Source organism: Planococcus sp. FY231025, assembly GCF_052078085.1.
Lineage (GTDB): Bacteria > Bacillota > Bacilli > Bacillales_A > Planococcaceae > Planococcus.
In genome coordinates, this window is sequence record NZ_JBQJJG010000005.1 from 336062 (window position 1) to 362879 (window position 26818).

31 protein-coding genes are annotated in these 26818 nt (G+C 50.8%); 26 read left to right on the forward strand and 5 right to left on the reverse strand.

The features are described from left to right. The first annotated feature begins 114 nt into the window (after positions 1-114). The 5 genes from ACTL32_RS08005 (at position 115) to ACTL32_RS08025 (ending at position 4896) form a co-directional block, all read left to right on the forward strand. A complete protein-coding gene (locus tag ACTL32_RS08005; RefSeq protein WP_441340954.1) occupies positions 115-1410 on the forward strand; it encodes a DEAD/DEAH box helicase in 1296 nt (431 codons plus the stop codon). A gap of 12 nt (positions 1411-1422) precedes the next feature. Then, positions 1423-2319, forward strand: coding sequence for a deoxyribonuclease IV (locus ACTL32_RS08010; RefSeq protein WP_441340955.1), 897 nt, complete (start codon positions 1423-1425; stop codon positions 2317-2319). A gap of 548 nt (positions 2320-2867) precedes the next feature. Continuing rightward, positions 2868-3632: a metal ABC transporter ATP-binding protein gene (locus ACTL32_RS08015; protein WP_441340956.1), complete on the forward strand. Its 765-nt coding sequence runs from the start codon at positions 2868-2870 to the stop codon at positions 3630-3632. A gap of 2 nt (positions 3633-3634) precedes the next feature. Next, the gene (locus ACTL32_RS08020) at positions 3635-4489 is read left to right on the forward strand and encodes a metal ABC transporter permease (RefSeq protein ID WP_441341200.1); all 855 of its coding nucleotides are present in this window, start codon (positions 3635-3637) and stop codon (positions 4487-4489) included. Further along, positions 4486-4896: a Fur family transcriptional regulator gene (locus ACTL32_RS08025; RefSeq protein WP_441340957.1), complete on the forward strand. Its 411-nt coding sequence runs from the start codon at positions 4486-4488 to the stop codon at positions 4894-4896. The genes ACTL32_RS08020 and ACTL32_RS08025 overlap by 4 nt, the downstream gene beginning before the upstream one ends. Positions 4897-5134: 238 nt before the next feature. On the opposite strand, the gene ACTL32_RS08030 is transcribed toward ACTL32_RS08025, so the two are convergent. From ACTL32_RS08030 to ACTL32_RS08040, 3 genes are all read right to left on the reverse strand, one after another. Further along, positions 5135-5725 (reverse strand): 5' nucleotidase, NT5C type, encoded by a 591-nt coding sequence (locus tag ACTL32_RS08030; protein WP_441340958.1) that lies wholly within the window; start codon positions 5723-5725, stop codon positions 5135-5137. 12 nt (positions 5726-5737) lie between these two features. Then, the gene (gene ispG / locus ACTL32_RS08035) at positions 5738-6865 is read right to left on the reverse strand and encodes a flavodoxin-dependent (E)-4-hydroxy-3-methylbut-2-enyl-diphosphate synthase (RefSeq protein WP_441340959.1); all 1128 of its coding nucleotides are present in this window, start codon (positions 6863-6865) and stop codon (positions 5738-5740) included. A gap of 135 nt (positions 6866-7000) precedes the next feature. Beyond that, positions 7001-7516, reverse strand: a complete 516-nt coding sequence (locus tag ACTL32_RS08040; RefSeq protein WP_441340960.1) for a DUF1189 family protein — start codon at positions 7514-7516, stop codon at positions 7001-7003. Positions 7517-7687: 171 nt separating this feature from the next. Between ACTL32_RS08040 and ACTL32_RS08045 the strand changes: the two genes are divergently transcribed. The 13 genes from ACTL32_RS08045 to ACTL32_RS08105 all read left to right on the forward strand — a co-directional run bounded on the left by ACTL32_RS08045 (position 7688) and on the right by ACTL32_RS08105 (position 20874). Next, a complete protein-coding gene (locus ACTL32_RS08045; RefSeq protein WP_441341201.1) occupies positions 7688-9319 on the forward strand; it encodes a Na/Pi cotransporter family protein in 1632 nt (543 codons plus the stop codon). A 183-nt stretch (positions 9320-9502) separates the two neighbouring features. After that, on the forward strand, positions 9503-9982 hold the full coding sequence (locus ACTL32_RS08050; protein WP_441340961.1) for a DUF456 domain-containing protein: 480 nt from the start codon (positions 9503-9505) through the stop codon (positions 9980-9982). Positions 9983-10092: 110 nt separating this feature from the next. After that, positions 10093-10701, forward strand: coding sequence for a superoxide dismutase (locus ACTL32_RS08055; protein WP_441340962.1), 609 nt, complete (start codon positions 10093-10095; stop codon positions 10699-10701). A 113-nt stretch (positions 10702-10814) separates the two neighbouring features. Next, the gene (locus ACTL32_RS08060; RefSeq protein WP_441340963.1) at positions 10815-13019 is read left to right on the forward strand and encodes a peptidoglycan D,D-transpeptidase FtsI family protein; all 2205 of its coding nucleotides are present in this window, start codon (positions 10815-10817) and stop codon (positions 13017-13019) included. Between the two features lie 147 nt (positions 13020-13166). Continuing rightward, positions 13167-14129, forward strand: a complete 963-nt coding sequence (locus ACTL32_RS08065) for a PstS family phosphate ABC transporter substrate-binding protein (protein ID WP_441340964.1) — start codon at positions 13167-13169, stop codon at positions 14127-14129. A gap of 71 nt (positions 14130-14200) precedes the next feature. Continuing rightward, entirely contained in the window at positions 14201-15127 is a 927-nt protein-coding gene (pstC, locus tag ACTL32_RS08070) for a phosphate ABC transporter permease subunit PstC (protein ID WP_441340965.1), read from the forward strand. Position 15128: 1 nt separating this feature from the next. Beyond that, positions 15129-16007, forward strand: a complete 879-nt coding sequence (pstA, locus tag ACTL32_RS08075) for a phosphate ABC transporter permease PstA (RefSeq protein ID WP_204890465.1) — start codon at positions 15129-15131, stop codon at positions 16005-16007. A gap of 27 nt (positions 16008-16034) precedes the next feature. Beyond that, positions 16035-16844, forward strand: a complete 810-nt coding sequence (pstB, locus tag ACTL32_RS08080; RefSeq protein ID WP_441340966.1) for a phosphate ABC transporter ATP-binding protein PstB — start codon at positions 16035-16037, stop codon at positions 16842-16844. Between the two features lie 17 nt (positions 16845-16861). After that, the gene (gene phoU, locus ACTL32_RS08085) at positions 16862-17521 is read left to right on the forward strand and encodes a phosphate signaling complex protein PhoU (RefSeq protein ID WP_204890467.1); all 660 of its coding nucleotides are present in this window, start codon (positions 16862-16864) and stop codon (positions 17519-17521) included. Between the two features lie 161 nt (positions 17522-17682). Next, positions 17683-17832, forward strand: coding sequence for a 50S ribosomal protein L33 (rpmG, locus tag ACTL32_RS08090; protein WP_036809376.1), 150 nt, complete (start codon positions 17683-17685; stop codon positions 17830-17832). A 172-nt stretch (positions 17833-18004) separates the two neighbouring features. Continuing rightward, positions 18005-18580: a 5-formyltetrahydrofolate cyclo-ligase gene (locus tag ACTL32_RS08095; protein WP_441340967.1), complete on the forward strand. Its 576-nt coding sequence runs from the start codon at positions 18005-18007 to the stop codon at positions 18578-18580. Then, a complete protein-coding gene (locus ACTL32_RS08100) occupies positions 18577-18771 on the forward strand; it encodes a YqgQ family protein (RefSeq protein WP_441340968.1) in 195 nt (64 codons plus the stop codon). The genes ACTL32_RS08095 and ACTL32_RS08100 overlap by 4 nt, the downstream gene beginning before the upstream one ends. A gap of 159 nt (positions 18772-18930) precedes the next feature. Continuing rightward, complete coding sequence (locus ACTL32_RS08105; protein WP_441340969.1) at positions 18931-20874, forward strand: LTA synthase family protein; 1944 nt, start codon at positions 18931-18933, stop codon at positions 20872-20874. A 75-nt stretch (positions 20875-20949) separates the two neighbouring features. Here the strand turns inward: ACTL32_RS08105 and ACTL32_RS08110 are convergent, their stop codons facing one another. Continuing rightward, positions 20950-21129, reverse strand: a complete 180-nt coding sequence (locus ACTL32_RS08110; protein WP_441340970.1) for a DUF2759 domain-containing protein — start codon at positions 21127-21129, stop codon at positions 20950-20952. Between the two features lie 140 nt (positions 21130-21269). On the opposite strand from ACTL32_RS08110, the gene ACTL32_RS08115 reads away from it, so the two are divergent. Next, positions 21270-21908 (forward strand): MBL fold metallo-hydrolase, encoded by a 639-nt coding sequence (locus ACTL32_RS08115; protein ID WP_441340971.1) that lies wholly within the window; start codon positions 21270-21272, stop codon positions 21906-21908. A gap of 102 nt (positions 21909-22010) precedes the next feature. On the opposite strand, the gene ACTL32_RS08120 is transcribed toward ACTL32_RS08115, so the two are convergent. Then, the gene (locus tag ACTL32_RS08120; protein ID WP_135501257.1) at positions 22011-22253 is read right to left on the reverse strand and encodes a DUF2626 domain-containing protein; all 243 of its coding nucleotides are present in this window, start codon (positions 22251-22253) and stop codon (positions 22011-22013) included. 285 nt (positions 22254-22538) lie between these two features. On the opposite strand from ACTL32_RS08120, the gene comGA reads away from it, so the two are divergent. From comGA to ACTL32_RS08155, 7 genes are all read left to right on the forward strand, one after another. Next, positions 22539-23582, forward strand: a complete 1044-nt coding sequence (gene comGA, locus ACTL32_RS08125) for a competence type IV pilus ATPase ComGA (protein ID WP_441340972.1) — start codon at positions 22539-22541, stop codon at positions 23580-23582. Then, positions 23536-24579 (forward strand): competence type IV pilus assembly protein ComGB, encoded by a 1044-nt coding sequence (gene comGB / locus ACTL32_RS08130; protein ID WP_441340973.1) that lies wholly within the window; start codon positions 23536-23538, stop codon positions 24577-24579. The genes comGA and comGB overlap by 47 nt, the downstream gene beginning before the upstream one ends. 11 nt (positions 24580-24590) lie before the next feature. Continuing rightward, on the forward strand, positions 24591-24908 hold the full coding sequence (comGC, locus tag ACTL32_RS08135; RefSeq protein WP_441340974.1) for a competence type IV pilus major pilin ComGC: 318 nt from the start codon (positions 24591-24593) through the stop codon (positions 24906-24908). A 26-nt stretch (positions 24909-24934) separates the two neighbouring features. After that, positions 24935-25333, forward strand: coding sequence for a competence protein ComG (locus ACTL32_RS08140; protein ID WP_441341202.1), 399 nt, complete (start codon positions 24935-24937; stop codon positions 25331-25333). 49 nt (positions 25334-25382) lie between these two features. Further along, positions 25383-25622 carry a hypothetical protein gene (locus tag ACTL32_RS08145; protein WP_441340975.1) on the forward strand — a complete coding sequence of 80 codons (240 nt, stop codon included), beginning with the start codon at positions 25383-25385 and terminating at the stop codon, positions 25620-25622. After that, complete coding sequence (comGF, locus tag ACTL32_RS08150) at positions 25619-26056, forward strand: competence type IV pilus minor pilin ComGF (protein ID WP_441340976.1); 438 nt, start codon at positions 25619-25621, stop codon at positions 26054-26056. The genes ACTL32_RS08145 and comGF overlap by 4 nt, the downstream gene beginning before the upstream one ends. A gap of 196 nt (positions 26057-26252) precedes the next feature. Continuing rightward, the gene (locus ACTL32_RS08155; RefSeq protein ID WP_441340977.1) at positions 26253-26765 is read left to right on the forward strand and encodes a shikimate kinase; all 513 of its coding nucleotides are present in this window, start codon (positions 26253-26255) and stop codon (positions 26763-26765) included. The last annotated feature ends 53 nt before the right edge of the window (positions 26766-26818 follow it).

A 26818-nucleotide genomic window follows, 5' to 3' on the forward strand; every position in this document is an offset into this window, starting at 1 on the left:
TTTCAAAATCATATCTTCATTATAACGGAGACGCCGCGGCATTACAAAAGTTGCAATACGGAAAAAGCGAATTCGTGCTATAATGTCAAGAGCATAAGGAGGGGATTCAATCCCATGACAAAATTTAAAGACTATGACTTGAAGCCGTTTATACTTGAAGCGGTCGAAAAATTAGGGTTCCAAGAACCGACACCGATCCAAAAAGAAATCATGCCCCATATATTGAAAGGCTCGAGCGCGATCGGACAATCCCATACAGGAACCGGGAAAACGCATAGTTTTATCATCCCGATCGCAGAACGCATCGACACAAGCCGCCAGGAAGTGCAGGCGGTCATTTGTGCTCCGACACGTGAGCTGGGTACGCAGATCTACGCTGAAATGATGAAGCTCGTTGAAGGATCCGATATCGAAGTGAAAAGCTTTATCGGCGGAACCGACAAAAAGCGGTCGATCAACAAACTCAAGACCCAGCCGCATATCGTCATCGGTACGCCTGGACGGTTGAAAGACCTGGTCAACGAAAATGCGCTATTGGTCCACACCGGGAAAATCCTGGTTGTCGACGAAGCGGATCTGGCGTTCGACCTCGGATTTATCGAAGAAATCGACCAAGTCGCCGGCAAGATGCGGGATGATTTGGAGATGTATGTATTCTCAGCAACCATTCCGGAAAAATTAAAGCCGTTCCTGAAAAAATACATGGAATCGCCGGTGCACATCAATATTGGCGACAAGCGCCCGACTGCTGAAGGGTTGGACTTCTATCTGGTGCCGTCGCGCAGCAAGCGCAAAGTCGAGCGCCTGAAGGAAATCATGGAAATCATCAATCCGTATTTGTGCATCATCTTCGTCAACACCAAGACCAATGCCGACTACGTCGCTGGAGAACTTGGCAAAGCTGGCATCCGTGTCGGCCGCGTCCATGGCGACCTGGCGCCGCGTGAGCGCGTCAAGATGATGAAACAGATCCGCGATTTGGAATACCAGTATATCGTTGCTACAGACTTGGCAGCGCGCGGCATCGACATCCAAGGCGTCAGCCACGTCATCAACTACGAATTGCCGGAAGACCTGGAATTCTTCATTCACCGCGTTGGCCGTACAGCCCGTGCAGGCATGAAGGGCTTGGCCATCACAATCTTCAATCCGGAAGAGGAAGATGCAATTGTCCGCGTTGAGAAAATGGGCATTCCATTCCAGCAGAAAGATATCGTCAAAGGCGAATTTGTCGACCTGAAGAGCCGCCACAGCCGGAAGACGCGCGTCAGAGTACAGAATGAAGCGGATGCTAAAGCGAAGACGATGGTCCATAAGCCGAAAGCCGTGAAACCGGGCTATAAAAAGAAAATGAAATGGCAAATGGATGAAATCAAGAAAATCGAACGCCGCAAAAACCGCAAAAAGTAAGGAGTTTTTAATATGCTATTAGGTTCCCACGTATCGATGGGCGGCAAGAAAATGCTGCTCGGAGCAAGCGAAGAAGCCCTTTCTTATGGGGCCACAACGTTCATGATCTATACCGGTGCGCCGCAGAACACGCGCCGCAAGCCGATAGAGGAATTGAACATCGAGGCAGGGCAGGCGCATATGGCAGCGAACAATCTGTCGAATATCGTCGTCCATGCCCCGTATATCATCAATATCGCCAACAGCCTGAAGCCGGACACATTCGCACACGGCGTCGAATTCCTGCAAAAGGAGATCGAGCGCACTGCAGCGCTTGGCGCCAAACAGATCGTCCTCCATCCCGGCGCCCATGTCGGCGGCGGAGTGGAAGTGGGGACTGCGAAGATCATCGAAGGCCTCAACGAAGTGCTGTCCCAGGACTATCCGGTGAACATCGCGCTTGAGACGATGGCCGGAAAAGGCACGGAAATCGGCCGCAGCTTCGAAGAAATCGCTGCGATCATCAACGGCGTCACGCATAACGAACGCTTGTCGGTGTGCTTCGACACGTGCCACACGCACGATGCCGGATATGACATCAAGCATGATTTCAACGGCGTGCTTGAAGAGTTCGACCGCATCGTCGGCAAGGATCGGCTGCAGGTCCTCCACATCAACGACAGCAAGAACGTCCGCGGAGCGGGCAAAGACCGGCACGAAAACATCGGCTTCGGTGAAATCGGATTTGAAGCACTGAACGGCATCGTCCATCACCCGGACTTGATGCATGTGCCGAAAATCCTGGAAACCCCGTATGTCGGGGCGGATGCCAAAAATAAAAAAGCGCCTTACGCATTTGAAATCGAAATGTTCAAAAACGGCATCTTCTCGCCGGGCGTCATAGAAGACATGAAAACCCCTCTTGCTTAAGAGGGGTTTTTATGTGTAAATCTTTTTAAGAATAAACATATAATTAGAAGAAGCTGTATCAGATCCTCCACTTCAGGCGGACGCTTTCCGCGGGCTTGCGCCGAACTAACTCGGACTTGCGTCCGAGTGGATTTCGGCACTTCGCTATCCCGCTGGAGTCGCCGCCTTCCGTTGCGGATTCTGAAGCCAGTGGCTTGGACCCCGCAATAATAAGCAGGATAAGCGTCTTAATCCTTATTTTAGATACAGGTGACGCTCCCGACTGGGCTGGCCACGGAGACTCCTGTGGGACCAGCTCGGGCTGAAGACCCTGGACTGAGCGAAGCGAGGGAAGCGGCTGAAGCCGAGCCCACGGAAAGCGAAGTGGCCAGCCCGGTCGGGCTTATACATCTCTATTCATCTTAATTAGACTTTGACTACAGTCTGAAACTACTCTTGCTTAAGAGGCGGTTTTTTGAGCTTTTATGGTTTACATTGACCGAATGCTGTTCTATACTTTTCTAATGACCCAAATCGTAATCATTATGAATTAGAAAAGAGGCTGTGTTATGAACGCGCCATTGATCAATATCAAGGACATCAGTTTTGACTATGAACAGACAAAAGCGCTCGACCATATTTCCTTGAAAGTGGAGGAAGGCGACTTTTTAGCGATCCTCGGCCCGAACGGCTCAGGCAAATCGACGCTGCTGAAAATCATGCTCGGTTTGATCAAGCCGACGCGCGGAAGCATCGAATTGTTCGGCCAGGACGCCAAGAATTTCAAGCACCGCGAATGGATCGGCTATGTCTCGCAAAAATCGAATTCGTTCAATTCCGGTTTCCCGGCGACAGTGGAAGAAGTCGTCGCCGGCGGGCTGGCGAAAAAATCGGGCTTGTTCCACCGTTTTCCGAAAGATTACAAAGAATCGGTCGGAGAAGCGCTGGAGGCGGTCGGCATGGAAAGCTTCCGCGACCGCAGCGTCAGCGAACTTTCCGGCGGGCAGCAGCAGCGGGTGTTCATCGCCCGGGCGCTGGTCGCCAAACCGAAAGTGCTAATCCTTGATGAACCGACGGTCGGCATCGACCACCAGAACGTCCAGTCGTTCTATGACATGTTGGCGTCTCTGAACCGGGAAAAAGGCATCACCCTCGTCCTCGTCACGCACGACGTCGATACGGTGACCGACAAGATCACCCATGTGGCGTGCCTGAACCAGACCATCCACTTCCATGGCTATAAGAATCAGCTTGATTCCATGAGCGATGCGCAGCGGAAAGCCTGGTACGGCCATTCCGTCCGGAAAATCCATCATGCAGGGAGTGCCCATTGACCATGATCGATGCCATCCTATCCTATGAATTTCTTCAAAACGCATTTGCGTCCGGTTTGATTATCGGCATCATTGCACCGCTGCTCGGTGTGTTCATCGTCGTCAGGCGCCTATCGCTGATTGCGGACGCTCTGAGCCATGTGACGCTTGCCGGAATTGCCGGAAGCCTGTATTTGAGCCAGAGCGTTGCCGCTTTCGCCCTGTTGAACCCGCTGTTTCTCGGAATTGCGGCATCGGTCGGCGGATCGATCCTTATCGAGCGCCTGCGTTCGTTATACAAGCATTATGAAGAGCTGGCCATCCCGATCATTTTATCAGCGGGAATCGGTTTCGGCGCGATTTTTATTTCGCTTGCGGAAGGCTTTTCAAACGACCTGTTCGGCTATTTGTTCGGCTCGGTTTCGGCCGTGAGCCGGGAAGACCTGTTCATCGTCCTGGCCATCGCGTTGGTCGTCATGCTGTTCATCGCGCTGTTCTTCAAGGAATTGTTCGTGCTGTCGTTTGACGACGAGTACGCGAGAGCTTCCGGCCTGCCGGCAAAATGGATCCATTTTCTCTTCATGATCGTCACAGCGCTGGTTATTGCCGGTTCGATGCGCATTGTCGGCATCCTCCTGGTTTCGTCGCTCATGACGATACCGGTAGCGACCGCCATGCGCCTTGCAAAAAGCTTTAAAGGGACGATCATCCTATCGATCGCCTTCGGTGAAATTTCCGTCATCGCCGGACTTGTCATGGCATTCTATTTCAACTTGGCGCCGGGCGGCACGATTGTTGTGACGTCGGTCGGCCTGCTGCTAGCCGTTATCGGCTTTAAAAAAGTTTCTGTTTCAATGAAAAAGGGGGCAGTCGCATGAACATCACGAAAGCTTGGGACATCTTGAAGGAAAACGGCTATAAGGAAACCTCTAAACGGGCTCAGATTTTGGAAATGTTTTCGCAGGACGACCGCTATCTGACGGCGCGCGATTTGCTTGATGTCATGCAGAAAGATTATCCGAGCATGAGCTTCGACACGGTCTACCGCAATTTGGCGACGTTCGTTTCGCTCGGCATTCTCGAGGAGACGGAGCTGTCCGGCGAACGCCATTTCCGCATGCAATGCGAAAGCGATCATCATCATCACCATTTCATCTGCATGGACTGCGGCAAGATCAAGGAAATTCCGATGTGCCCGATGGAAATGGTCGGAGCTGCGCTTCCGGCATATGAAATTGCCAACCACAAGTTTGAAATCTACGGGAAATGCCCGGAATGCAAATAAACTCACGCAAGCAGAACTCCATCTGCTTGTGTTTTTTATTGTCGAAAAATGGTGAACGCAAATAAATGCATTTGAACGCAAATAAAACTTAAGGAACGCAAAAAAGCCGGTCACGAACGCTAATAAATTCGTACGAACGCAAATAACCGATCGTTTCCTTCAGGAGGATGAAACCTCGCTTGACTAAATCCATGAAAAAAAGCCATCCGCACAAAATATGCAGATGGCTTTCCTCGTTTTATTTGGAGCTTAAGCTCTTCTGGAGAGCGAATTCTTTTTCCACCCATTGCTCGGCTTCGAGCCAATTGGAGACGCGGACGACGTTCTTCGGCACCGGATCACGGTTATAAGGAGTGTCAAACAGCAAAACCGGGATGTCGAGTTCTTCTGAAATCTCCACCGCGTTATCGTGTTTGTCCTCGAAAAAGAGGTGGACGTTGAACTGCTTCGCCGTCTCGATTTTCTTATGCGTGCCGATCAATTCGATATGGTCGTAATGGATCGCGTGTTCCGCAAACCAGTCGTGCGTGATATCCCGCACGTTTTCGCCGCGTGCGGAGATATAGAAAAGTTCATACTGCTCTTTCCATTTATCGAGTATCGCTTTTGCGTTTTCCGAAACAGGGGAGGCGGCGTAGATTTTCGCTTCCGCGCCTCTGAACCAGTCATAGAATTCGCCTCTCGGCAAGTGGGGAAGTGCCGCTGTCAGATCATATTCACGGATGTCGTCAAGCGTCAGTGTGCTGTTGAAAGCTTCGTTGATGTGCGGGATGAGCGACGTCGGCGAGGTCACCGTCCCGTCAATGTCAATGCCAAAACGGTATCTCATGTTGTCACAACCTTATACTTGTTGTTCAAGCGCTTCTTTTTCTGCTTTTTCCGCTGCTTGTTTGTCGAAGTATTCCTGAGCGATCTTGTCGATTTCGACTTTCAGTTCCTCGACCATCGTCTCTTCCGGAACTTTGCGGACGGTTTTGCCTTTCATGAACAGGAGGCCTTCGCCGCGTGCGCCTGCAATGCCGATATCGGCTTCGCGCGCTTCGCCGGGGCCGTTCACGGCACAGCCGAGAACCGCGACTTTGATCGGTGCTTTGATGTGGGAGATGTATTCTTCCACTTCATTGGCGATGGTGATCAAGTCGATTTCGATGCGTCCGCAGGTCGGGCAGGAGATCAATGTCGCTGCGTTTGAAGACAGGCCGAATACTTTCAGCAATTCGCGTGCCACTTTCACTTCTTCGACCGGGTCTGCGCTAAGCGAGATGCGGAGCGTGTTGCCGATTCCTTTAGAAAGCAGGGCGCCAAGGCCGGCTGCGCTTTTCACAGTTCCGGAGAACAACGTGCCGGATTCGGTGATTCCTAAATGAAGCGGGTAATCAAAAGCTTTCGACGCTTTTTCGTAGGCTTCGATCGCCAGAGAGACGTCCGATGCTTTCATCGATACGATGATATCGTGGAAATCCAGGTCTTCAAGAATTCTAATGTGGTGAAGGGCACTTTCGACCATTCCGTCTGCTGTCGGATAGCCGTATTTCTCGAGGATTTTGCGTTCCAATGAACCGGCGTTTACGCCAATGCGGATTGGGATGCCTTTTGCTTTACACGCATTAACGACCGCTTCCACTTTTTCGCGGCGGCCGATGTTGCCCGGGTTGATGCGGATTTTGTCCGCGCCTTGTTCGATGGCGATCAACGCCAATTTATAATCGAAATGGATGTCAACAACAAGCGGGATGTTGATGCGTGACTTGATTTCGCCGATTGAATACGCTGCACGTTCATCCGGGCAAGCGACGCGGACGATCTGGCAGCCCGCTTCTTCCAAGCGCAGGATTTCAGCAACCGTCGCTTCCACATCGTGGGTTTTTGTTGTTGCCATGCTTTGAATGAATAATTCATTGCTTCCGCCAACCGTCAGGTCTCCGACTTTCACGGGGCGTGTTTTTGTACGGTGAATAACTTCACTCATTAAAAATCTCTCCTTTTAGGGATGACTGGAACCATTCGTCCAGCCCCACATTTCTGCAACTAGAAAGATGACTAGTTTATTCCATTGCCTATAGACATTTTAGCAGTCTGCCTCTACAAAATACAAGGAAGACGGCTAGGCCGGCTTCTTAGCAGGCGGCATTTTCGGGTAATAATTCGTCGCCAGGTGGAGGTAGAGGAGCGTAAGCCCGCTTGAAGCGGCTGAAACCCATAAACCGGACACGAAAAAACTCGCTGCAAACGAGATTAATGTCGGAATTGTGACGGCAAGGGCCGCTGTCCGCCAAAGGTGGCGGTATTCGCCTTTTTTGTTCTTCAAGCGCACCAGCCCTAATCCGGCGAGCGCAAACAAACTGATTTTCACGAAATGGTAAAGCGTCGTCGAGACGAAGAGGAAAATCAGGGCGAACGGATAAAGCAGCCACTCGATTTCTTCGACAAACTGGAGCAGCCCTTCAACGCCGCTCGCCGTTTCGCCGAGTCCTGCGGCCAAGCCGGCGAAACTGACGATTGTCATCAGTGCAATCACCATGAACACGAACTGCATGATCTTTCCGATTCCCATAATACGGACGGCTGCCTGTTTTTTTGGTTCCATCAAACTTGCTTTCAATAGTTGAAATAAATTCAAAGCCATCTTCCTTTCGTTCTATTAAAGAGTATCGTACCATGTGAAGGGCCTCAAAATATTCTGCTTTGTTACGGCATTGTAAATTTTCCATAAAGGTATTTACAAAGAAGTAGCGAACTCTTCATAATAGACAAGGTGTGAAATCACAAATATAGGAGTTGAATGAAAATCGTGGAGACGAACTGGCAAGAAATTCTCTTTTCCTTCCTAGGAGGTTTGGGGATATTCCTTTTTTCAATTAAGTATATGGGAGACGCTTTGCAGAAAGCGGCAGGCGATAAATTGCGTGCAATCCTCGACCGCTTCACTACCAATCCTTTCATGGGTGTGCTTGTCGGTATCCTGGTGACGATCCTGATCCAGTCGAGTTCAGGGACGACGGTTATCGTAGTCGGCCTGGTAAGCGCCGGATTTATGACATTGAGACAAGCAATCGGTGTCATCATGGGTGCAAACATCGGTACGACGGTCACGGCGTTCATCATCGGTTTGGACGTCGGAGCATACGCATTGCCGATCATGGCAGTCGGTGCTTTCCTGATCTTCTTCTTTAGGAAAAACCAGATTCAAAACATAGGGCAAGTCATTTTCGGTTTCGGTGGATTGTTCTTCGGGATGGAAACGATGAGCGGCGCGATGAAGCCGCTGCGCGAACTTCCGGCGTTCATCGATATGACCATCAGCCTGAGCGAGCAGCCGATCCTTGGCGTGTTGGCCGGTACAGTATTCACATTCATCGTACAAAGCTCGAGCGGTACGATTGCGATCTTGCAGGCATTGTATGATGAAGGCATCCTGAACCTGGATGCGTCATTGCCGGTCCTCTTCGGGGATAATATCGGAACGACCATCACAGCAGTGCTGGCGGCGCTCGGTACATCGATTGCGGCACGCCGTGCAGCAGCAGTCCATGTCCTGTTCAACATCGTCGGAACAATCATTTTCATGATTCTCCTAGTGCCGTTCACGGCTTACGTAGAATGGATTGCAGGGGTGCTGGCATTGGAAGCGAAAATGCAGATCGCTTTCGCCCACGGAACATTCAACGTTGCCAATACATTGATCCAGTTCCCATTGATCGGCGCTTGGGCATACCTCGTGACGAAAGTCATCCCGGGGGAAGAAGTGCTGATCGAATTCAAACCGAAGCATTTGGATAATAGCTTTATCGAAGCTTCTCCATCAATCGCGCTTGGACAGGCGAAAGAAGAAATTTTGCGGATGGGTAATTACGCTGTCCAGGGATTGGAAGAGTCTTATGCTTATCTTCTATCGAAAAGCAAAAAGAACGCAGAGATGGGCTATCAGCTCGAAGACGCCATCAACAATCTTGATGGCAAAATCACGGATTACCTGATCCTGATCTCTGCTGAATCGCTGTCTGCGACCGATTCGACGCGCCACACGGTATTGCTTGAAACGGTGCGCGACATCGAACGGATCGGCGACCATTTCGAGAACATTATTGAATTGGTAGACTATCAGGAAAACAACCGCGTCATCATCTCCGGCGACGCATTGGAAGACCTGAAGGAAATGTTCACGTTGACGATCGCGACAGTCAAGAAATCCTTGGTTGCTTTGGATACTTCCGATCACGAACTGGCACGTGAAGTGGCCGAGCAGGAAGACTTGATCGACAAGATGGAACGCAAATTCCGCAAAAAGCACATTATGCGCTTGAACGAAGGGCAATGTTCTGCACAGGCCGGCATCGTCTTTGTCGACATCATCAGCAACCTGGAGCGGATCGGCGACCATTCCGTGAACATTGCAGAAGCGATTCTCGGCAACCGCGCTTAATAGCGTTCAGCTAAACTGATTGACCTGAAAACGAATCGGCCTCTGCAGGAACGGCTTTTGCCAAGTATTGCAGCCGGCCGGATCCAAATAACTTTCTATAGGAAAGCACTCTGTCATCGCTTTACATTTTTCGAAATGTGGGGCACGATGAATAGAGTGCTTTTTATTATAGGAGGCGGAAAAATGGAAGTGATCGGCTGGGCCATTATACTGATCTTTTTCGCAATCGGATTTATCGGGCTCCTTTACCCGATCATCCCTGCGGTGCTGTTCATATTCGGCGGATTCTTGATGTACGGGCTGTTCTTCAGTTTCGGCGATTTGCCGTGGTGGTTCTGGGCTATCGAATCGCTGTTTGTCGTGCTGCTGTTCGGAGCGGACCTGCTCGCCAATGCGTTCGGCGTAAAAAAATTCGGCGGATCGAAAGCGGGGCTCTGGGGGAGCACCATAGGCTTGCTTGTCGGGCCGTTCGTCATTCCGATCGTCGGAATCCTGATCGGGCCGTTCATCGGCGCAGTGCTGGCGGAATTGGCGTTCAACCGCTCGACGGTCAAACAATCGGTGCGGTCGGGCATCGGGTCGGTCGTAGGCTTTGTGACCTCGGTCGTGACAAAAGGGACGATCCAGGCCATCATGGTTCTGTTGTTCTTTGTCCTGGTCTGACTCAGCCGAAAGTCTGATTCAATGAAAGCGCTATGCGTTTTAATTGTAACGATCCGCAAACTTTGATAACCTAAGAAAGTAGACAATTAGACTCAAGGAGGAATTAGATCATGGCTTATCAATTACCTGAACTACCTTACGCGTACGACGCACTTGAACCACACATCGACAAAGAGACGATGAACATTCACCACACGAAACACCACAACACATATGTGACGAACGTAAACGCGGCATTAGAAGGCCACGAAGACCTTGCTTCAAAATCAATCGAAGAATTGATCGCGAACTTGGACGCAGTTCCTGAATCAATCCGCACAACAGTGCGCAACAACGGCGGCGGACACGCGAACCACTCGCTGTTCTGGCAGCTTTTGTCTCCAAACGGCGGCGGCAACCCGTCAGGCGCTCTTGCAGAAGCGATCGACAGCAAATTCGGCAGCTTTGAAGAGTTCAAGACTCAATTTGAGAACGCAGGCAAAACACGCTTCGGTTCCGGCTGGGCTTGGCTGGTCGTTTCAAACGGCGAACTTGAAGTGACTTCGACTCCGAACCAGGATTCACCGGTAATGGAAGGCAAAACACCGATCCTTGGCGTGGACGTATGGGAGCACGCTTACTACTTGAAATACCAGAACCGCCGTCCGGACTATCTTGCGGCTTTCTGGAACGTAGTAAACTGGGAAGAAGTTTCTAAACGCTTCGAATCTGCAAAATAATTGTCAAATAATGAAACATCGCACACACTTTTTCGTCAGAAAAGGTGTGTGTTTTTTTGTTTTGGTGATATACTAACAAGTGCATTATTGGTGGAAGGAGTGCGCGCAATATTATGAATGCCCCCCAGAAAAGACGAGTTTCGCTGGCAAAGGCGAAGTTGAAGTCCCATACCGTCTTTCGGATGAACGTCCTATTTTTCTCCATTTTCCTGCTCTTTTCCGTATTGATTTTGCGGTTAGGCTATCTGCAGATTGTCAAAGGCGAGGATTTTACGAGAGCGTTGGCGAGGACTGAAGAAGTTCCGGTAAATACAAGCGTGCCAAGAGGCCGTATTTTTGACAATGAAGGGCGCGTCCTGGTGGATAACAATCCCGTGAACGCGATCACGTATACAGCCATGCAGACGACGAAGCGCGAAGAAATGCTCGAAGTCGCAACAGAGCTGGCCAAATTGATCGAAAAAGAACCGAAGCGCGTGACGCTCCGCGACAAGCAGGATTTCTACATCATGCTGAATCGCGAAGAAGCGCTGGCGAAAGTGACAGACGAAGAACGGAAAGCGATCGAGAACGAAGATATTCAGGAAAAAGAAAAAACGCGGAAAATCGATAAGCTGGTCCGCGACAAAATCACCGACAAGGAATTAGGCAGTATGACTGTGGAACAGCTGGAAATCCTGGCTATCTTCCGCGAAATGACGTCCGGCTATGCGCTCGCGCCACAGATCATCAAGAACGAAGGGGTGACGGACGAGGAATTCGCCCGGGTTTCCGAGCGCCTTACCGATCCGAAACTGAAAGGCGTCAATACCGTGACTGACTGGAAGCGCGTCAAGACCAGCGACCTGTCGATTCTCGGCAGCACGACGACGCCTGAGCAAGGGATTCCGGCGAACAAGCTTGATTATTTCCTGGCGCGCGACTATTCCCGCAACGACCGCGTCGGCGTCAGCTTTATCGAGCAATATTATGAAGAAGTGCTGCAAGGCCAGAAATCGGTTGTCAAGAACATCACCGACGGCAAAGGCCGCGTAGTGGACACGATGCCCGTCGATGAAGGCAAGCCCGGAAAAGATCTGATCCTGACCATCGATTCCGAAATGCAATCGGCGATGGAAGACATCGTCGAGAAGCACCTGCTTGAGCTGAAAGCCGGGCCGAATTCCCAATTGGTGAAGGATGCCTATCTGGTCATGATGGACCCGAGATCAGGGGACATCCTGTCGATGGTCGGCAAGACGCTTGACCAGGATGAAAACGGCAAGCGGATCGTACGCGATTACTCGTTTGGCGCCATCACGGCCGCTTATCCGAGCGGGTCGGTCGTCAAAGGGGCGACGCTCTTGACCGGCTATCAGCAAGATGCGATTGAACTCAACCAAGTGATGATCGATGAACCGCTGCAATTGCCCGGCGGGTTGATGAAAGGTTCCATCTTCAACAGGATCCCGTTCAACCGGATTCCGATGAGCGACCTGAAAGCGCTCGAGCGTTCCTCGAACGTCTATATGTTCAAGGTGGCGCTGGCGATTTCCGGCAATACCTATGAATACAAGCGTGGATTCAGCGTCAAGCCGGAAGATTGGCAGACGATGCGGAATTCATTCGCCCAGTTCGGCCTCGGCGTCAAGACGGGCATCGATCTTCCGAATGAAGGGAACGGCTTCCAAGGGGACGTCTCCAAGGTTCAGCCCGGGACATTCCTCGATTTGGCGATTGGCCAGTATGATACGTATACACCGCTTCAATTGGTGCAATATATCTCTACCATCGCCAATGACGGCTACCGCATGCAGCCGCACGTGGTCAAGGAAATCCGCCAGCCTTCGGAAGACGGCGTGACGCTTGGCCAGGTCGAGTCGGTCGTTGAACCGAAGGTCCTGAACCGCATCAACAACACGCAGGCGGAAATCGACCAGATCAAAAAAGGGATGCGCCTCGTCTATACCGGCAGCCAAGGTTCGGCAAGGTCGTTCTTCGGCGATGCGGACTATACGGCCGCCGGCAAGACCGGTACTGCGCAGATCAATTATTACGACGACAAAGAAAGCCCATGGTATACAAAACCATCCGTCAACACCGCCCATGTCGGCTTCGCGCCGTATGAGAACCCGGAAGTCGCATACGCGATCCTGATTCCATACATCACGACCGATCCGGGCCGGGTGCCGGTGACTACCCATTTGATCGCCCGCGAAGCGGTGGATAAATACTTTGAATTGAAGAACAAAGCGGCGGCCCAGCCGACTTCCGTCATCAAAGACCCTTATACAAACAAGGTGATCGAAGAAGGGCAGGAAGAAGCGCCAGTCCAATAACCCGTAAGCCCCGGCAAGCATTTCAAAAATGCTTGCCGGGGCTTTTTTGTCTTTACAATTTCTTAACATTGTCTCCACACAGCATCAATAATCAGCCGTTATAGTAAGAAATGTAAAGCAAACATAAACCTTAGGAGGAAATGAGCAATGAGAATCTGGAAATATGCAATGGCATCAACAATCCTTGGATCGGCTTTAGTACTGGGAGCATGCGGAGGCGGAAACGCGACGCAGCCGGGTGAAACAACTACGACAGAACAAGGCACCGAAGCGGAGCAAGCCGAAGGGTCAGTTTCCGGTGATGGTTCATCTACTGTTGCGCCGATCATGGAAGGCATTGTAGAAGAGTATGCTGCTGAAGAACCTGGCGTCCAGGTAACTGTCGGCGTTTCCGGCACAGGCGGCGGATTTGAAAAATTCATCCAGGGAGAAACAGATTTCTCGAACGCTTCACGACCGATTAAAGAAGAAGAAATAGCGAGCTTGGAAGAAGCAGGCATCGATTACACGGAATTCCTTTTGGCCTATGACGGCTTGACGGTTGTTGTGAGCAAGGACAACGACTGGGTGGAAGATCTGACAGTCGAAGACTTGAAGAAAATGTGGATCGAAGACGGATCGACAAAAAAATGGTCTGACATCAATCCTGAATGGCCGGACGAAGAAATCGTCTTCTACTCGCCAGGAACGGACTCTGGAACATACGACTACTTCAACGAAGTCATTCTTGAAGAAGAAGACCTTGTAAGCAATGCGACTTTGTCGGAAGATGACAACGTCTTGGTGCAGGGGATCCAAGCGGACCCGAATGCGATCGGATTCTTCGGCTATGCGTACTACCTGGCGAACCAGGATACGTTGAAAGCTGTAAAAATCGGCGGAGTTGAACCGAACAACGAAACGATTGAAACCGGCGAATATGCGCCGCTATCCCGTCCATTGTTCACTTACGCCAGCAACAAAGCATTGGCTGAGAACGAAGCAGCTTATAATTTCATGAAGTACACGCTTGAAAATGCAGGAGAGATGGCTGAATCTGTCGGCTACGTAGCGCTTCCTGAGGAAGAGTACGAAAAAGGCCTAGCTGATCTTGAAGCCTTGAAAAAATAAATAACCTATAAAGTTTTAGTAAGAGGGTGAGCAGCCACTGCTCGCCCTTTGCGGTTGAAAGGGGATTCGTTATGCGGACATCTGTGCAGGAAATGATCGCGCAGTCGAAAGGCAAGAAAAACAAGAAGTTTATTGAAAAAGTTATTCCGTGGATTTTATTGCTGATTGCATCCGTCTCTGTACTGACGACAATCGGCATCGTATTGACATTGATCATCGAAACCATCACGTTCTTCCAGCGCGTTTCGGTTTTCGACTTTATATTCGGCACCACCTGGCTGCCGTTTTCGAACAAAGAAGAATTGTACGGCATCCTGCCGCTGATCGTCGGGACTTTGAAAGTCACTCTGATTGCTGTAATCGTGGCAGTGCCGATCGGCATCTCGGCCGCCATTTACCTGAGCGAATACGCCACGGAAACCGTGCGCCGCATCGTCAAGCCGGTGCTTGAAGTGCTGGCAGGCATTCCAACAATCGTCTACGGCTTTTTCGCCCTGACATTCGTGACGCCGCTTTTGCAGAGCGTCTTTCCGGAAATCAAAATCTTCAACGCCATTTCACCGGGGATTGTCGTCGGCATCATGATCATCCCGATGATCGCATCTCTGTCGGAAGACGCTATGTCTTCTGTACCGAGATCGATCCGCGACGGCGCCTTAGCAATGGGCTCTACGAAATTCGAAGTGGCATGGAAGGTCATCGTGCCGGCAGCCTTGTCGGGAATCATCGCATCAGTTGTGCTCGCGGTGTCGCGCGCCATCGGGGAAACGATGATCGTATCGCTTGCGGGCGGTTCGACACCGAAGTTCGACGGCGATTTTGCAGGGTCGATCCAAACGATGACCGCTTATATCGTCCAGGTTTCAAAAGGGGACGCAGGATACGGAACAACAATCTATTATTCCATCTATGCAGTAGGGTTCACGCTTTTCCTGTTCACCATGCTGATGAACATCCTCGCCCAATACGTCTCAAAACGTTTCAGGGAGGAATATTAATATGAGATACATCGAACAGGAAAAAGTCGTCAAACGAATGAACGGCCGCCTGGTCGTCAACATGATTTTCAAAGGGCTTTTCATGGCAGCAACACTTCTGGCGCTGTTGGCGCTGGTCATCTTGCTGTACCGAATCGTCACGCAGGGAGCAAGCCACTTGTCGCTCGACTTCTTGACCAATTTCGCTTCGCGCTTTCCGGAAAAAGCCGGCATCAAGGCCGCGCTGATCGGATCGCTTTGGCTCATGGCGGTCGTTGCGCCGACTTCAATCATCCTCGGCGTCGGCTCGGCGATCTATTTGGAAGAGTATGCAAAGCAAAACCGGTTAACTACATTTATTCGCTTGAACATCTCGAATTTGGCGGGTGTGCCATCCGTCGTCTTCGGACTTCTTGGCTTAACGATTTTCGTCCGTGCATTTGCACTTGGCAACAGCATTCTGGCTGCCGGATTTACGATGAGCCTCTTGATTCTGCCGGTCATCATCGTCGCTTCTCAAGAAGCGATCCGCTCTGTGCCTAAAGAATTGCGCGACGCATCGCTCGGCATGGGCGCTACGAAATGGCAGACGGTCGTCAACATTATCCTGCCGGCAGCCATTCCGGGAATCCTGACAGGAAGCATCTTGGCTTTATCGCGCGCCATCGGGGAAACGGCGCCGCTGATCGTCATCGGCATCCCGGTCATCATCCAGTTCCTGCCGCGAGGCGTGTTTGACACGTTCACGGCACTCCCGATCCAGATCTTCGATTGGGCAAGCCGCCCGCAGCAGGAATTCCAAGTGGTGGCAGCTGCAGGGATCATCGTCCTGATGATTTTCCTGCTCATTATGAATTCCATTGCAGTGATCATCCGAAACAAATTCCAGAAACGCTATTAAAGCACTTTATGCGGAAGGGGTTCCAACATGACAACGATCAAAACAGAAAAAACAAAAGCAGCGCCTGCCGTCCAGCAGGACAAAAAATCGGTCTACTATACAAAACAGCTGAACCTTTGGTACGGCGACAACCACGCGCTCAAGAACATCGACCTCGACATCAAGGAAAATGAAGTCACGGCGATTATCGGGCCGTCCGGCTGCGGCAAGTCGACCTACATCAAAACCTTGAACCGTATGGTCGAGCTTGTGCCGTCGGTCAAGACTTCCGGCCAGATCCTTTACCGGGACCGCAATATCTTCAACAAGGACTACGGCGTGGAAGAACTGCGCACCCGGGTGGGCATGGTGTTCCAGAAGCCGAACCCGTTCCCGAAATCGATCTATGACAATATCGCTTACGGACCGCGGATCCACGGCATCAAGAACAAAAAGATCCTGAACGAGATCGTGGAAAAGAGCCTTCGCGGCGCGGCGATCTGGGATGAAGTAAAAGACCGCCTCGACGAGAACGCCTATAGCCTTTCAGGAGGCCAACAGCAGCGGATCTGCATCGCCCGTGCACTGGCCATCGAGCCGGATGTCATCCTGATGGATGAGCCGACCTCCGCACTGGACCCGATCTCCACATTGAAAATCGAGGAATTGGTCCAGGAACTGAAAAAAGACTACAGCATCATCATCGTTACGCACAACATGCAACAGGCAGCCCGGATTTCGGACAAAACAGCGTTCTTTTTGAATGGAGAAGTAATCGAATACGACGACACTGATACGATTTTCTCCAATCCGGGAGACAAGCGCACGGAAGATTATATTTCAGGCCGGTTCGGCTGAGGAAGCGGGGAATCACAATGTCAGTACGCGAAAAATTTGATTATGAATTGAACTCAGCACAGGAGCAATTGGTCCTGCTCAGCAATATGGCGGTGGATGCCTTGACGAAAGCGGTAGGGGCGCTCGCCAACCACGACATCGACGCCGCTCTCGAAGTGATCGAGGACGATGCCGATATCAACCAGCTCGAAGAAGAAATCAACGACCGGGTCATCTTGCTGATCGCTAAGCAGTCGCCGGTCGCAACCGACCTCAGAAGGCTCATCGTCATCATCAAAGTGGCGACGGACATGGAGCGCGTCGGCGACTACGCGGTGAATATCGCGAAAGAGACCATCCGCATCGGCAAGGAGGATCTGCTTTCGCCGATCCATGAAATCCAGCAGATGCACGCACTGGCCACCGCGATGCTCCGCCAGGTCATCGAGGCATTCGTCGAAGAAGACGTCGTCAAAGCCAAGGAGATCGCAGAGCTGGATGACCAGGTGGACAACCTTTACGGCGAAGTCATTTCAAAATTGATGAAATCGGGGGCGGAACATCCGGACAAGCTCAGCCAAATCACGCAATTGGCATTTGTCTGCCGCTACATGGAGCGGTCTGCGGACCATGCGACCAACATCGCGGAGCAGCTGTTCTACCTCGTCCGGGGCCGCCATTACGACCTCAACAAATAAGCCTTTTCCCCGGCATGGAAGATGCCGGGGAATCTTTTTATTTTTCCAAATAAAACATGGGTTTTGGGAGTAGACTTTGCCGCTGGATATGCTATAATAGTTAAGTCGTATAGATCACGCTTATTTACAAACGATCTTTGAAAGAATTAGGAGGGATACCGATGCGTGTTAACATCACTTTAGCTTGTACAGAATGTAGCGAACGTAACTACAGCACTGTTAAAAATAAGCGCAACAACCCTGAGCGTCTTGAAATGAAAAAATATTGCTCACGTGAAAAGAAAATGACTCTACACCGTGAAACGAAGTAATTGATTGACTGCCAAAACCTCAAGGGGTTTTGGCTTTTTTCTTTATCTATACATAAGCTTTACCGGTTTTCTACGTCTGCGGCAGCCGGCCGGAACCGGATCACTATACCGATACCATTGCGCCAATCGATGGATGTGCCGGGCAGGCGCTAAGTTTTGAGGAGGAATCGACATGGATAAAGTTGCCCACCGAAAAAAGGTCTTGGAAGAACTGGCGAAGATGACGCCGGAAGAGCATCACGAAAAATCAAGGCGCATCATCAGCAATTTAATGAACGATTCTGCATTCATTGGTGCAGACATCATCGGCTTGACCATTTCGTCGTTCCCGGAAGTGGATACGAAAGAACTTATCCATTCTATCTGGGCGTCCGGCAAAAAGGCAGCGGTTCCAAAATGCCTGCCGAAAAGCCGCGGCATGGATTTTTACATCATCGAAGACTGGAACCAGCTGGAAGTCGTCTATATGCATCTGCAGGAACCGAAAACCGATGAGGCGCAATTTGTGCCGCCTCACGGGATTGGCCTGATGGTAGTGCCGGGTGTGGTCTTCTCAAAAGACGGCTACCGGATCGGCTTCGGCGGCGGCTATTACGACCGTTATCTCGCCGGCTACACAGGTGAGACCCGGTCGCTTGCGTTCGATGCCCAGTTGGCTGAGGCGATTGCGGAAGAACCGCATGACGTGCCGGTAGGGGGCATCTACACCGAGAGCGGATTTATCGATACGGAAGGGGCAGACAGATGAAGACGCTGTATGACGTCATGCAATTGCTGAAAGGCTACGGAACGATCATCTATACTGGTGATCCGCAGGCGGATCTGGAACTGATGGAAGAGGAGATCAAGGAACTTTACCGCCTTCAATTCATCACCCCGAAAGAGTATGCAGCTGCGGTCCTCATATTGCGCCAAAAGCAATCCGGAAAAAAGAAATAATTTTCCGTTCTTGAAAACCCTCCAGCGTTTCAGCAGTCCAGTAACGGGGAACTTATAAGTTGGATAATTCCTCATTATAACAGGGGAGTGTTAAGTGGACATGGAGGCGGTTTTACGGTAGTGTAAAGTATGATTTAGTTAAAAAGGAGGATATGCCGGATGTTGAAAAAAGAATGGCCCAAACATTCCATCCTGGCAATCGCCATCGTAGCTACTTGGCTCAAAACTTATGTAACGTATAAAACGAGTTTTTCCATTACGATTGATAATGCGCTCCAAGAGTTCATTCTATTCATCAATCCGTTGAGCCTGTTGCTGTTTGCGTATGGAATTTCGCTGTTCTTCAAAACGGAGAAAGCGAAAAACCGGTCAATCATGGCGGTCGCTGTCATTGCCTCAATCATTTTGTATGCCAACGTGGCATTCTACCGGTTCTTCAGTGATTTCATCACGCTGCCGGTCCTGTTCCAGACCAATAATTTCGGCGACCTTGGCTCCAGCGCTGCCGAAAGCATCTATGCCACCGACGTTTTGTTCTTTCTGGATGTGATCGTCATTTTCCTGGCGATCAAATTTCTGAAAGTCAAACCGTCATCGATGAACACAGCATCGGTCCAGCGGAAATCCTATATGATTTTGACGGCAGCGGTGCTGTTTTTCAACCTCGGGCTGGCGGAAGCGGAGCGGCCGCAGCTTTTGACGCGCAGCTTCGACCGTGAGATGCTCGTCAAAAACATCGGGATGTACAATTACCATATCTACGACATCTATATCCAATCCAAATCCCAGGCGCAGCGGGCATTGGCGGACGGCTCCGAACTGGTGGAAGTGAACAACTATGTCCGCTCCAACCAGCCGGAACCTTCGCCGGAAATGTTTGCCGCTGCAGAAGGGCGTAATTTGATTGTAGTCACCTTGGAATCGATGCAGTCGTTCCTGATCAATAACGAAATGAACGGCGAAGAAATCACGCCATTCCTGAACGGCTTGACCAAAGACGAAGACACGGTCTATTTCCCGAATTTCTACCACCAGACAGGCCTCGGGAAAACATCGGACTCCGAGTTCCTTCTTGAAAATTCGCTTTATCCTTTGAGCGGCGGGGCCGTGTTCTTCACGCATAGCGGAAACACATTCAATTCGATGGCGGAGCGGTTGGGGGAAAACGGCTATTACACAGCCGTCCAGCACGCCAATACGAAGAGTTTCTGGAACCGCGATATGATGTACCAATCGTTCAATATCGAGAAATTCCATGATATCGAAAGCTATACGATCGGTGAAGGGCAGGCGGTCAACTGGGGCATGAAGGATATTCCGTTCATGGAGCAATCCGTCGACCAGATGGCTGAAATGCCGCAGCCGTTCTACAGCCGCCTGTTGACGCTCACCAACCACCATCCGTTCTATCTGGATGAAGAGGACAAGCTGATCGAAGAGTTCGATTCGAACTCCGGAACGCTCAACCGCTACTTCCAGACAGCGCGTTATTTGGATGAATCCGTCGAAGCGCTCTTTGAAGACCTGAAAGAACAAGGTCTCTACGAGAATTCGGTCATCGTCATGTACGGCGACCATTACGGCATTTCGGAAAACCACAACGAAGCGATGGCCCAGTACCTCGGGAAGGAAGTCACGCCGTTTGAATCGGCCCAGCTCCAGAAAGTTCCTTTCTTCGTCCATATCCCGGGCTCCGGCAAAGGATATGTCGAAGAGGAAATCGGCGGGCAGATCGATATGCGCCCAACGATTATGCACCTCATGGGAATCGAAACGGAAAAAGACCTCCAGTTCGGCGGCGACCTGTTCTCCGATGAACATGAAGAATTCGTCATTTTCCGCGACGGGCGCTTCATCACCGATAAAAACGTCTATGCCGGCAATGTCTGCTATGACATCGAAACCGGCGAAGAAGCGGATATCGCCGAATGCGAACCGTATATTGAACCGGCCATGCAGGAACTGGATTACTCAGAGTCGATCATCAACGGCGACCTGTTGCGATTCTATGACCAGGAGAACGGCCAGCTGATCCTTACCGAAGAAGAACAAGAAAAACTTGAAAAAGAAGAGCTGGAAAACAGCATGAATAGCAAGGAATAAACAGGAGCCCAGAGCTCCTGTTTTTTTGCGGACAAAATAAAAAAGCCGATGCGGGAAGCATCGGCTTTTCGGGAATTAGTGCAGGCTAGGCGGATAGCCTTGTGTGATGACTGTCGCTACTGTAAAAGCACCGAAAATCACAAACGTACCGAAGTTAAAAAGAAAGCCTAAAATTTGTTTGTTTTTTAAGGTTTGCACAGAACCTATTGCAGCAAGAATCGCAATAAGGCCAAAAATAACCATAAGCAAGTTCATCTATGACACTCCCTTCAACTTTAACAGCCAGTGCCGTCTTGTTCTCTTATATTGTAAAGAAATTCAGGTTGTTTGTCGAGGGATAATATTGTCGGTCCGTTGAACACTTGGGATGCTATACTGAAAGTGAGGTGAAGAAAATGCTGAAAATAAACCACATGGAGCTGGGGCCGATCCAGACCAATTGCTATATCGTTTCAAACGATGCAAAACAATGCCTGATTTTCGATCCGGGCGAAGAAGCTGAAAAAGTCATCGGCTTTTTAAGGAAGAAAGGGCTCTCGCCTCTCGCCATCCTGTTGACGCATGCACATTTCGACCATATCGGGGCCGTGGATGATTTGCGGCAAGAATACAAGATTCCGGTCTACTTGCACCGTTTGGAGAAAGACTGGCTGGGGCGCCCAAATCTGAACGGCTCCGGTAAATACCCGATGGTGCCGGATTACCGCATCGGGGAAGCCGATGTGCTGCTAGATGGGGAGAAGGAGCTGCAAATCGGCGATTTCCAAATGGAGCTTCTCCATACACCGGGGCATTCACCGGGAAGCATTTCCTATTCATTCGGAAATGAAGGGTTTGCCATCGTCGGCGATACGCTATTCCGCGGCAGCATCGGGCGGACAGACCTGATCGACGGTTCGGAGAAAAAGCTGCTGGAGTCGATACGCGATTCTTTGATGACGCTCCCTGACCACATGGTCCTGTTCCCGGGCCATGGACCGGAAACCACACCGGAACAGGAAGCGGCAAGCAATCCATTCCTGAACGGGTTCTAAAGCGATGTTCATCCTGCAGTTAAGGTACGCATCATAAAAAGTGAAACCAGGAAAAATAAAAAAGCGGCCGTATTGGCCGCTTTTTGCTTTTGGTTTCGGTAATTAATGTCCAGCACCGGGAATATGGATGAACGTTGTGTAATAAGTGAAGCCTACGAAGAATACAGTTAAGTAAGCTGCGAAAATGTACATGTACATGCGTTCAGAAATATTTAAGAATCCTAGAAGTACAAAAAATCCGGTATTAGCGACCATTAACAATGACACTTCCACCATATCGCCTACATAAAACAGAACTGCAAATATGCCAGTCCACCATCCCATTAATTTGAACATCTTATCCATGGGTAATCCCTCCTTTGCCACAACACAATAATCTCTTATTTATTATATAGGAAACGGAGTGAATGTGTAAACAGCGAGATGGCGATTCTTTGTGACAAACCGGTGGATGAAAACTGGACAGTGCTTTCTGGAAGGTTAAAAAGAGGTGCCAAAAACAGGATTTGCCGCGATATGCGGGGTCAAATATTTATTTTGCAGGAAACTATTCCCTTCTATAAAACACGCAGTTATACTATGGGGGAACAAAGATGCGGCCTTTGTTCAAGCTCAAAACAGGAGGTGGCCATGCAAGAAATCATTGAACGCCGATGCTCCAGCCTGCTTGAGAAAGCGGTTGAAAGCGGCACGACCGATATCCACGTCAAACCCGAACCGACCTGCTACAGCGTCTCTTTCCGCTCGTTCCACGCGCTGCGGCAAGTGATGAAAATCCCCCTTGATCTTGGCGATCGCATGATTGCCTATTTCAAATATCTTTCCCTTTTAGACATGAGCGAAAAACGCAAACCCCAAACAGGATCCTTTCATCTCCCAATTCAAAACCATCCATATTATTTCAGAATATCAACGCTGCCTTCTGTTTTGACCAAAGAAAGCATTGTCATCCGGGTCATGGCCGAAGAGGCGGCGCAATCCGTGCATGAGCTGGCAGCGTTCCGCGATTCTGCCCGGCTGCTTGAAAAATTGGCCGAAGCCAAGCAGGGCCTCATCCTGCTTACAGGGCCTACCGGCTGCGGGAAATCGACGACGCTGTATTCGCTGCTCAAGCATTGCAACGAGAAGCTGAATCGGAACATCATCACGCTTGAAGACCCCGTAGAACGGAAAAATCAAGCGATTCTTCAGATCCAGGTGAACGAAAAGGCGGGGCTCAGCTATGCGGCAGGTCTCAAGGCGATCCTGCGCCACGATCCGGACATCATCATGATAGGTGAAATCCGGGATGCTGACACGGCAGGCATTGCTGTCCGTGCAGCGCTGACGGGGCATCTTGTATTCTCGACCATCCATGCCCGCCATTCGGTCGGCTGCCTGCACAGGCTCCACGACCTCGGCATCTCGTATGAAGATATGCGGCAGACGCTGATCGCCATTTCTGCACAGCGCATCATACCGGTATATCCGGATATGTCAGACCCGAAGCCGGCCTACCGCGCCCTTTATGAGATTCTGCACGGCGAACGGCTCGAAGAAGCGCTGGCGTCTGCGAGGGATCAACGGAATTACAGCCTGCCGGAGCACCTGACATTCGGCGGTCAAATCCGGGAAGGGGTGAAAATCGGTGCGATTGCCGATACGGTCCAAGCAAAAACGGATTCCGATTCGTGACCGCGCGCAGTTTCTCGGCAGGCTGTCGGTGCTTTTGAACGAAGGCTATCTGCTGCCGACAGCCTTGGCGCTGCTTTTGCCGATGCATACTCCGAAATTGGATGACGCACTGTCGGGCATCACGTCAATCCTGAAAGGGGGAGGCAATGCCGCCGAGATCCTGAAGCTTCTCGGCTTCAAAGATCCGGTGCTGTTCCCGGTGGAAATTGCGGAACATCATGGACGTTTGGCCGACTCCATTGAAAGCATCTCAAAGAGCTTCGCCCGTACCGAAGGAGTGCAGAAAAAACTGAAGGGCATCCTGGTCTATCCGTTGTCCCTGCTGTTCTTCACGTCGGGCTTGTTCCTGTTTTTCCGGACGAATTATGTGCCGAATTTGACAGCGTTGATGGAATCGCTACGGGGGGACGGGGAAGCCGGCGGGGTGCCAGTCTACCTGCTCAGTTTGCCGGATCTCTTTATCGGGGCATTTGCGCTGGCCGGAGCATTGGGCGCCTTGTTTTGGCAGCTTGTTTCAAAAAGGCCGCCGAACGAAAGGATTATTTGGCTGCTCCGCGTCCCGCTTCTCCGGAAATACATGCGGCTTTACTGGTCGCATCTTTTAGCCCGTGAGCTCGGCACGCTTCTGCACAGCGGCATTTCGCTGCAGGAATCGCTTCATCTGCTCCAGAACCAGACCTACCATACCATCATCCGGCACATGGCGAAAACTTGTCATGAAGAAGTAGTCACGGGGCATCAGCTGTCGGCCGCGCTGTCCCATCATAACTTCATATCCGATGACATGCCGGCATTTGTCGCGCACGGGGAAATGGCCGGTTTTCTCGGGAAAGAGCTGATCCTTTACAGCGAAGTCCTGATGGAGCGGATCGAACAGCAGACCCAGAAGCTGCTCCGCGTCATCCAGCCGGCTTTCTTTGTCATCATCGCCATCTGCATCATCGGTGCTTATTTGGCGATCCTTTTGCCAATGTACAATCTAATCCACACTATCTGAGGAGGAAAAACATGCAAATTTTGAAAAGCCAAAAAGGATTCACGTTGATTGAAATGCTAATTGTCATGCTGATCATCACAGTTTTGATTGCCATCGCGCTGCCGAACGTCACCAAACAGACGGCTTCGGTCGACGACAAGGGATGCAAGGCGTTCGTCCACATGGTCCAGGGGCAAGTCGAATCTTTCCGGATGGATATGAAATCGGTCCCGACCGTCGAGAACCTGGTGGCGGACGGGTATTTGAAAGCGAATGAAACAAGCTGCCCGAATGGCGACCAGATCGCGATTTCGGTGGATGGAGTGGTTTCGTCATCGGCTACGCCTTAAACGAGCAAGGCTTCACCTTGACCGAGATGCTCCTTGTGCTGATGGCTGTTATGGTCCTTGCCGGCATCGGCGTCCCTTCTTACCGTACGCTCGCCGCGGACCGGGAAGAAGCGCGGTTTTTCGATGGGCTGCTGCACGACATTTATTTTGCGCAAAGCGAAACATACCGGACGCAAGCTTCTGCGATGGTGGTGTTCCGGGAAACGGGCGGCACTTATGAAGTGGTCCAGAACTTCCAGGCGCTCCTGCCGCCGCGGAAACTGCCGGCAACAGTGCGGCTGAAAAAGACGAGCAATATAAACGGCGTGTATTTCACTGCGAACGGGTCGGTGACCACCGCCGGCACGCTTCGCTTTGATACGAGCGGCGGTGAACGGATGCTTGTCGTCCATCTGGGGAAAGGGAGGGTGGTTCTTTCTGAATGAACGGGGTTTTTCATGGGCAGAAACAATCCTTGGCCTGGTGATGCTGTTCATGCTTTTCGGCACGCTCCTGCCGATGATGCAGCAGCTCCAGCAATCGCTCCACCTCAAACGGGAGCGGATGATTGCGTATGAAACGATGCACGAAGCAGCAAAAGAAATGGCAGCCACAGACAGCCGGCAAGGTGAACGGACAGTCAATGGCAGGACCTACAGCTGGGACATGCTTGAGCAGCTCTGTGTGGAATACGACGACTACCGGAACCGCCGGCAGCGTGTATGTGTCGAATGAAGCGCCTTGGCGAAGGAGGCTTCACGCTGTTGAATGCGCTGCTTGAACTGATGGTGCTGATGATCTTTCTGCCGCTCGTCGCCCTGTTCTTCGGGTACATGATCCATTTTTCGGCCGAAACGGACGTGCAGACGGCAGAATGGCATCTGTTCACAGCGGACTTCCAAAGCTACTTGCATCGGGTGGATTCTTTAGAGATTATCAATAACGGGGGAGGAGTGCGCATCGTCCGGGACGCGGAAGAATACGATATCGAGCTGTATGACCGGTTTCTCCGGAAACAGAAGTTCCGGCAAGGGCATGAGATCATGCTGACCGATATCAAAGGCTGCCGGTTTACCATCGACGGCAACAAGCTTTCGCTGCGCGCAGAAATGTCCAATGGCACAGTTGAACAAGCGGAATACGTTTTTACACACTCTGAAGGGCAATGAAGGCTCCGTTTATCCGGTCTCTGTAATTTTTTTCATATCGGCCCTTCTCCTGCTGTTCCACGGGACAGCCGTCTATTCGGTCCAATACCGAACATATGATGGATTGGAAAATATGCATAGACATGCTACGATACAACTACTAAGTGAAATTGAACAACATAAAATACCTGAGTAGCAGGGTGCATTGGGTGGTAAGATGAAAAGAATATATTTGGTCGGATTTATGGGCTGCGGCAAAAGTGCAGTCGGCAGGAGGCTCAGCTTTGCTTTGAAGCTGCCTTTCTATGATATGGATAAAGAAATCGTCCGGCAGACCGGCATGCCGATCCCGGAAATCTTCAAACAGTACGGGGAAGAGTATTTCCGCGATTTGGAAACCGAATTTTTGCAAAATTTCAACCACGATAATTGCATCATATCGACTGGCGGTGGCGTGGCCATGCGCGAGCAGAACCGCAGGATCATGCGGGACACGGGGCTGGTCCTGTTTCTCGACGCCCCTTTCCGGGAAATCTGGAGGCGGATCCACAAAGACCCGAACCGGCCGATTGTCCAGCAATCGACGCGGGAAGAAATTGAAGCGATGTTCAAAAAACGCTACCGGAATTATAAAGCGGCAGCACATATTACGATCCGCACGGAATTCCGGACGCTGCGGCAGATCACCCAATACGCGGCTTTTCAAGTTAATCGGCTAAAAAGCGGATGAAAAAGTCGTTTATTTAATTTAATGTTCGTGTTTTAATGGCACGATGAAAAAAG

Bases quoted from the DNA above. Each gene is read 5' to 3' on its own strand.
- ACTL32_RS08105 (WP_441340969.1), top strand. From the start codon at position 18,931: ATGTTGAAAAAAGAATGGCCCAAACATTCCATCCTGGCAATCGCCATC.
- ACTL32_RS08060 (WP_441340963.1), top strand. From the start codon at position 10,815: ATGAATGCCCCCCAGAAAAGACGAGTTTCGCTGGCAAAGGCGAAGTTG.
- ACTL32_RS08095 (WP_441340967.1), top strand. From the start codon at position 18,005: ATGGATAAAGTTGCCCACCGAAAAAAGGTCTTGGAAGAACTGGCGAAG.
- ACTL32_RS08065 (WP_441340964.1), top strand. From the start codon at position 13,167: ATGAGAATCTGGAAATATGCAATGGCATCAACAATCCTTGGATCGGCT.
- ACTL32_RS08015 (WP_441340956.1), top strand. From the start codon at position 2,868: ATGAACGCGCCATTGATCAATATCAAGGACATCAGTTTTGACTATGAA.
- ACTL32_RS08020 (WP_441341200.1), top strand. From the start codon at position 3,635: ATGATCGATGCCATCCTATCCTATGAATTTCTTCAAAACGCATTTGCG.
- rpmG (WP_036809376.1), top strand. From the start codon at position 17,683: ATGCGTGTTAACATCACTTTAGCTTGTACAGAATGTAGCGAACGTAAC.
- pstB (WP_441340966.1), top strand. From the start codon at position 16,035: ATGACAACGATCAAAACAGAAAAAACAAAAGCAGCGCCTGCCGTCCAG.
- comGF (WP_441340976.1), top strand. From the start codon at position 25,619: ATGAAGCGCCTTGGCGAAGGAGGCTTCACGCTGTTGAATGCGCTGCTT.
- ACTL32_RS08110 (WP_441340970.1), bottom strand. From the start codon at position 21,129: ATGAACTTGCTTATGGTTATTTTTGGCCTTATTGCGATTCTTGCTGCA.
- pstA (WP_204890465.1), top strand. From the start codon at position 15,129: ATGAGATACATCGAACAGGAAAAAGTCGTCAAACGAATGAACGGCCGC.
- ACTL32_RS08100 (WP_441340968.1), top strand. From the start codon at position 18,577: ATGAAGACGCTGTATGACGTCATGCAATTGCTGAAAGGCTACGGAACG.
- ACTL32_RS08025 (WP_441340957.1), top strand. From the start codon at position 4,486: ATGAACATCACGAAAGCTTGGGACATCTTGAAGGAAAACGGCTATAAG.
- ispG (WP_441340959.1), bottom strand. From the start codon at position 6,865: ATGAGTGAAGTTATTCACCGTACAAAAACACGCCCCGTGAAAGTCGGA.
- ACTL32_RS08010 (WP_441340955.1), top strand. From the start codon at position 1,423: ATGCTATTAGGTTCCCACGTATCGATGGGCGGCAAGAAAATGCTGCTC.
- phoU (WP_204890467.1), top strand. From the start codon at position 16,862: ATGTCAGTACGCGAAAAATTTGATTATGAATTGAACTCAGCACAGGAG.
- ACTL32_RS08140 (WP_441341202.1), top strand. From the start codon at position 24,935: ATGCTCCTTGTGCTGATGGCTGTTATGGTCCTTGCCGGCATCGGCGTC.
- pstC (WP_441340965.1), top strand. From the start codon at position 14,201: ATGCGGACATCTGTGCAGGAAATGATCGCGCAGTCGAAAGGCAAGAAA.
- ACTL32_RS08115 (WP_441340971.1), top strand. From the start codon at position 21,270: ATGCTGAAAATAAACCACATGGAGCTGGGGCCGATCCAGACCAATTGC.
- comGC (WP_441340974.1), top strand. From the start codon at position 24,591: ATGCAAATTTTGAAAAGCCAAAAAGGATTCACGTTGATTGAAATGCTA.
- ACTL32_RS08055 (WP_441340962.1), top strand. From the start codon at position 10,093: ATGGCTTATCAATTACCTGAACTACCTTACGCGTACGACGCACTTGAA.
- ACTL32_RS08120 (WP_135501257.1), bottom strand. From the start codon at position 22,253: ATGGATAAGATGTTCAAATTAATGGGATGGTGGACTGGCATATTTGCA.
- ACTL32_RS08145 (WP_441340975.1), top strand. From the start codon at position 25,383: ATGCTTTTCGGCACGCTCCTGCCGATGATGCAGCAGCTCCAGCAATCG.
- ACTL32_RS08155 (WP_441340977.1), top strand. From the start codon at position 26,253: ATGAAAAGAATATATTTGGTCGGATTTATGGGCTGCGGCAAAAGTGCA.
- ACTL32_RS08030 (WP_441340958.1), bottom strand. From the start codon at position 5,725: ATGAGATACCGTTTTGGCATTGACATTGACGGGACGGTGACCTCGCCG.
- comGA (WP_441340972.1), top strand. From the start codon at position 22,539: ATGCAAGAAATCATTGAACGCCGATGCTCCAGCCTGCTTGAGAAAGCG.
- ACTL32_RS08005 (WP_441340954.1), top strand. From the start codon at position 115: ATGACAAAATTTAAAGACTATGACTTGAAGCCGTTTATACTTGAAGCG.
- ACTL32_RS08050 (WP_441340961.1), top strand. From the start codon at position 9,503: ATGGAAGTGATCGGCTGGGCCATTATACTGATCTTTTTCGCAATCGGA.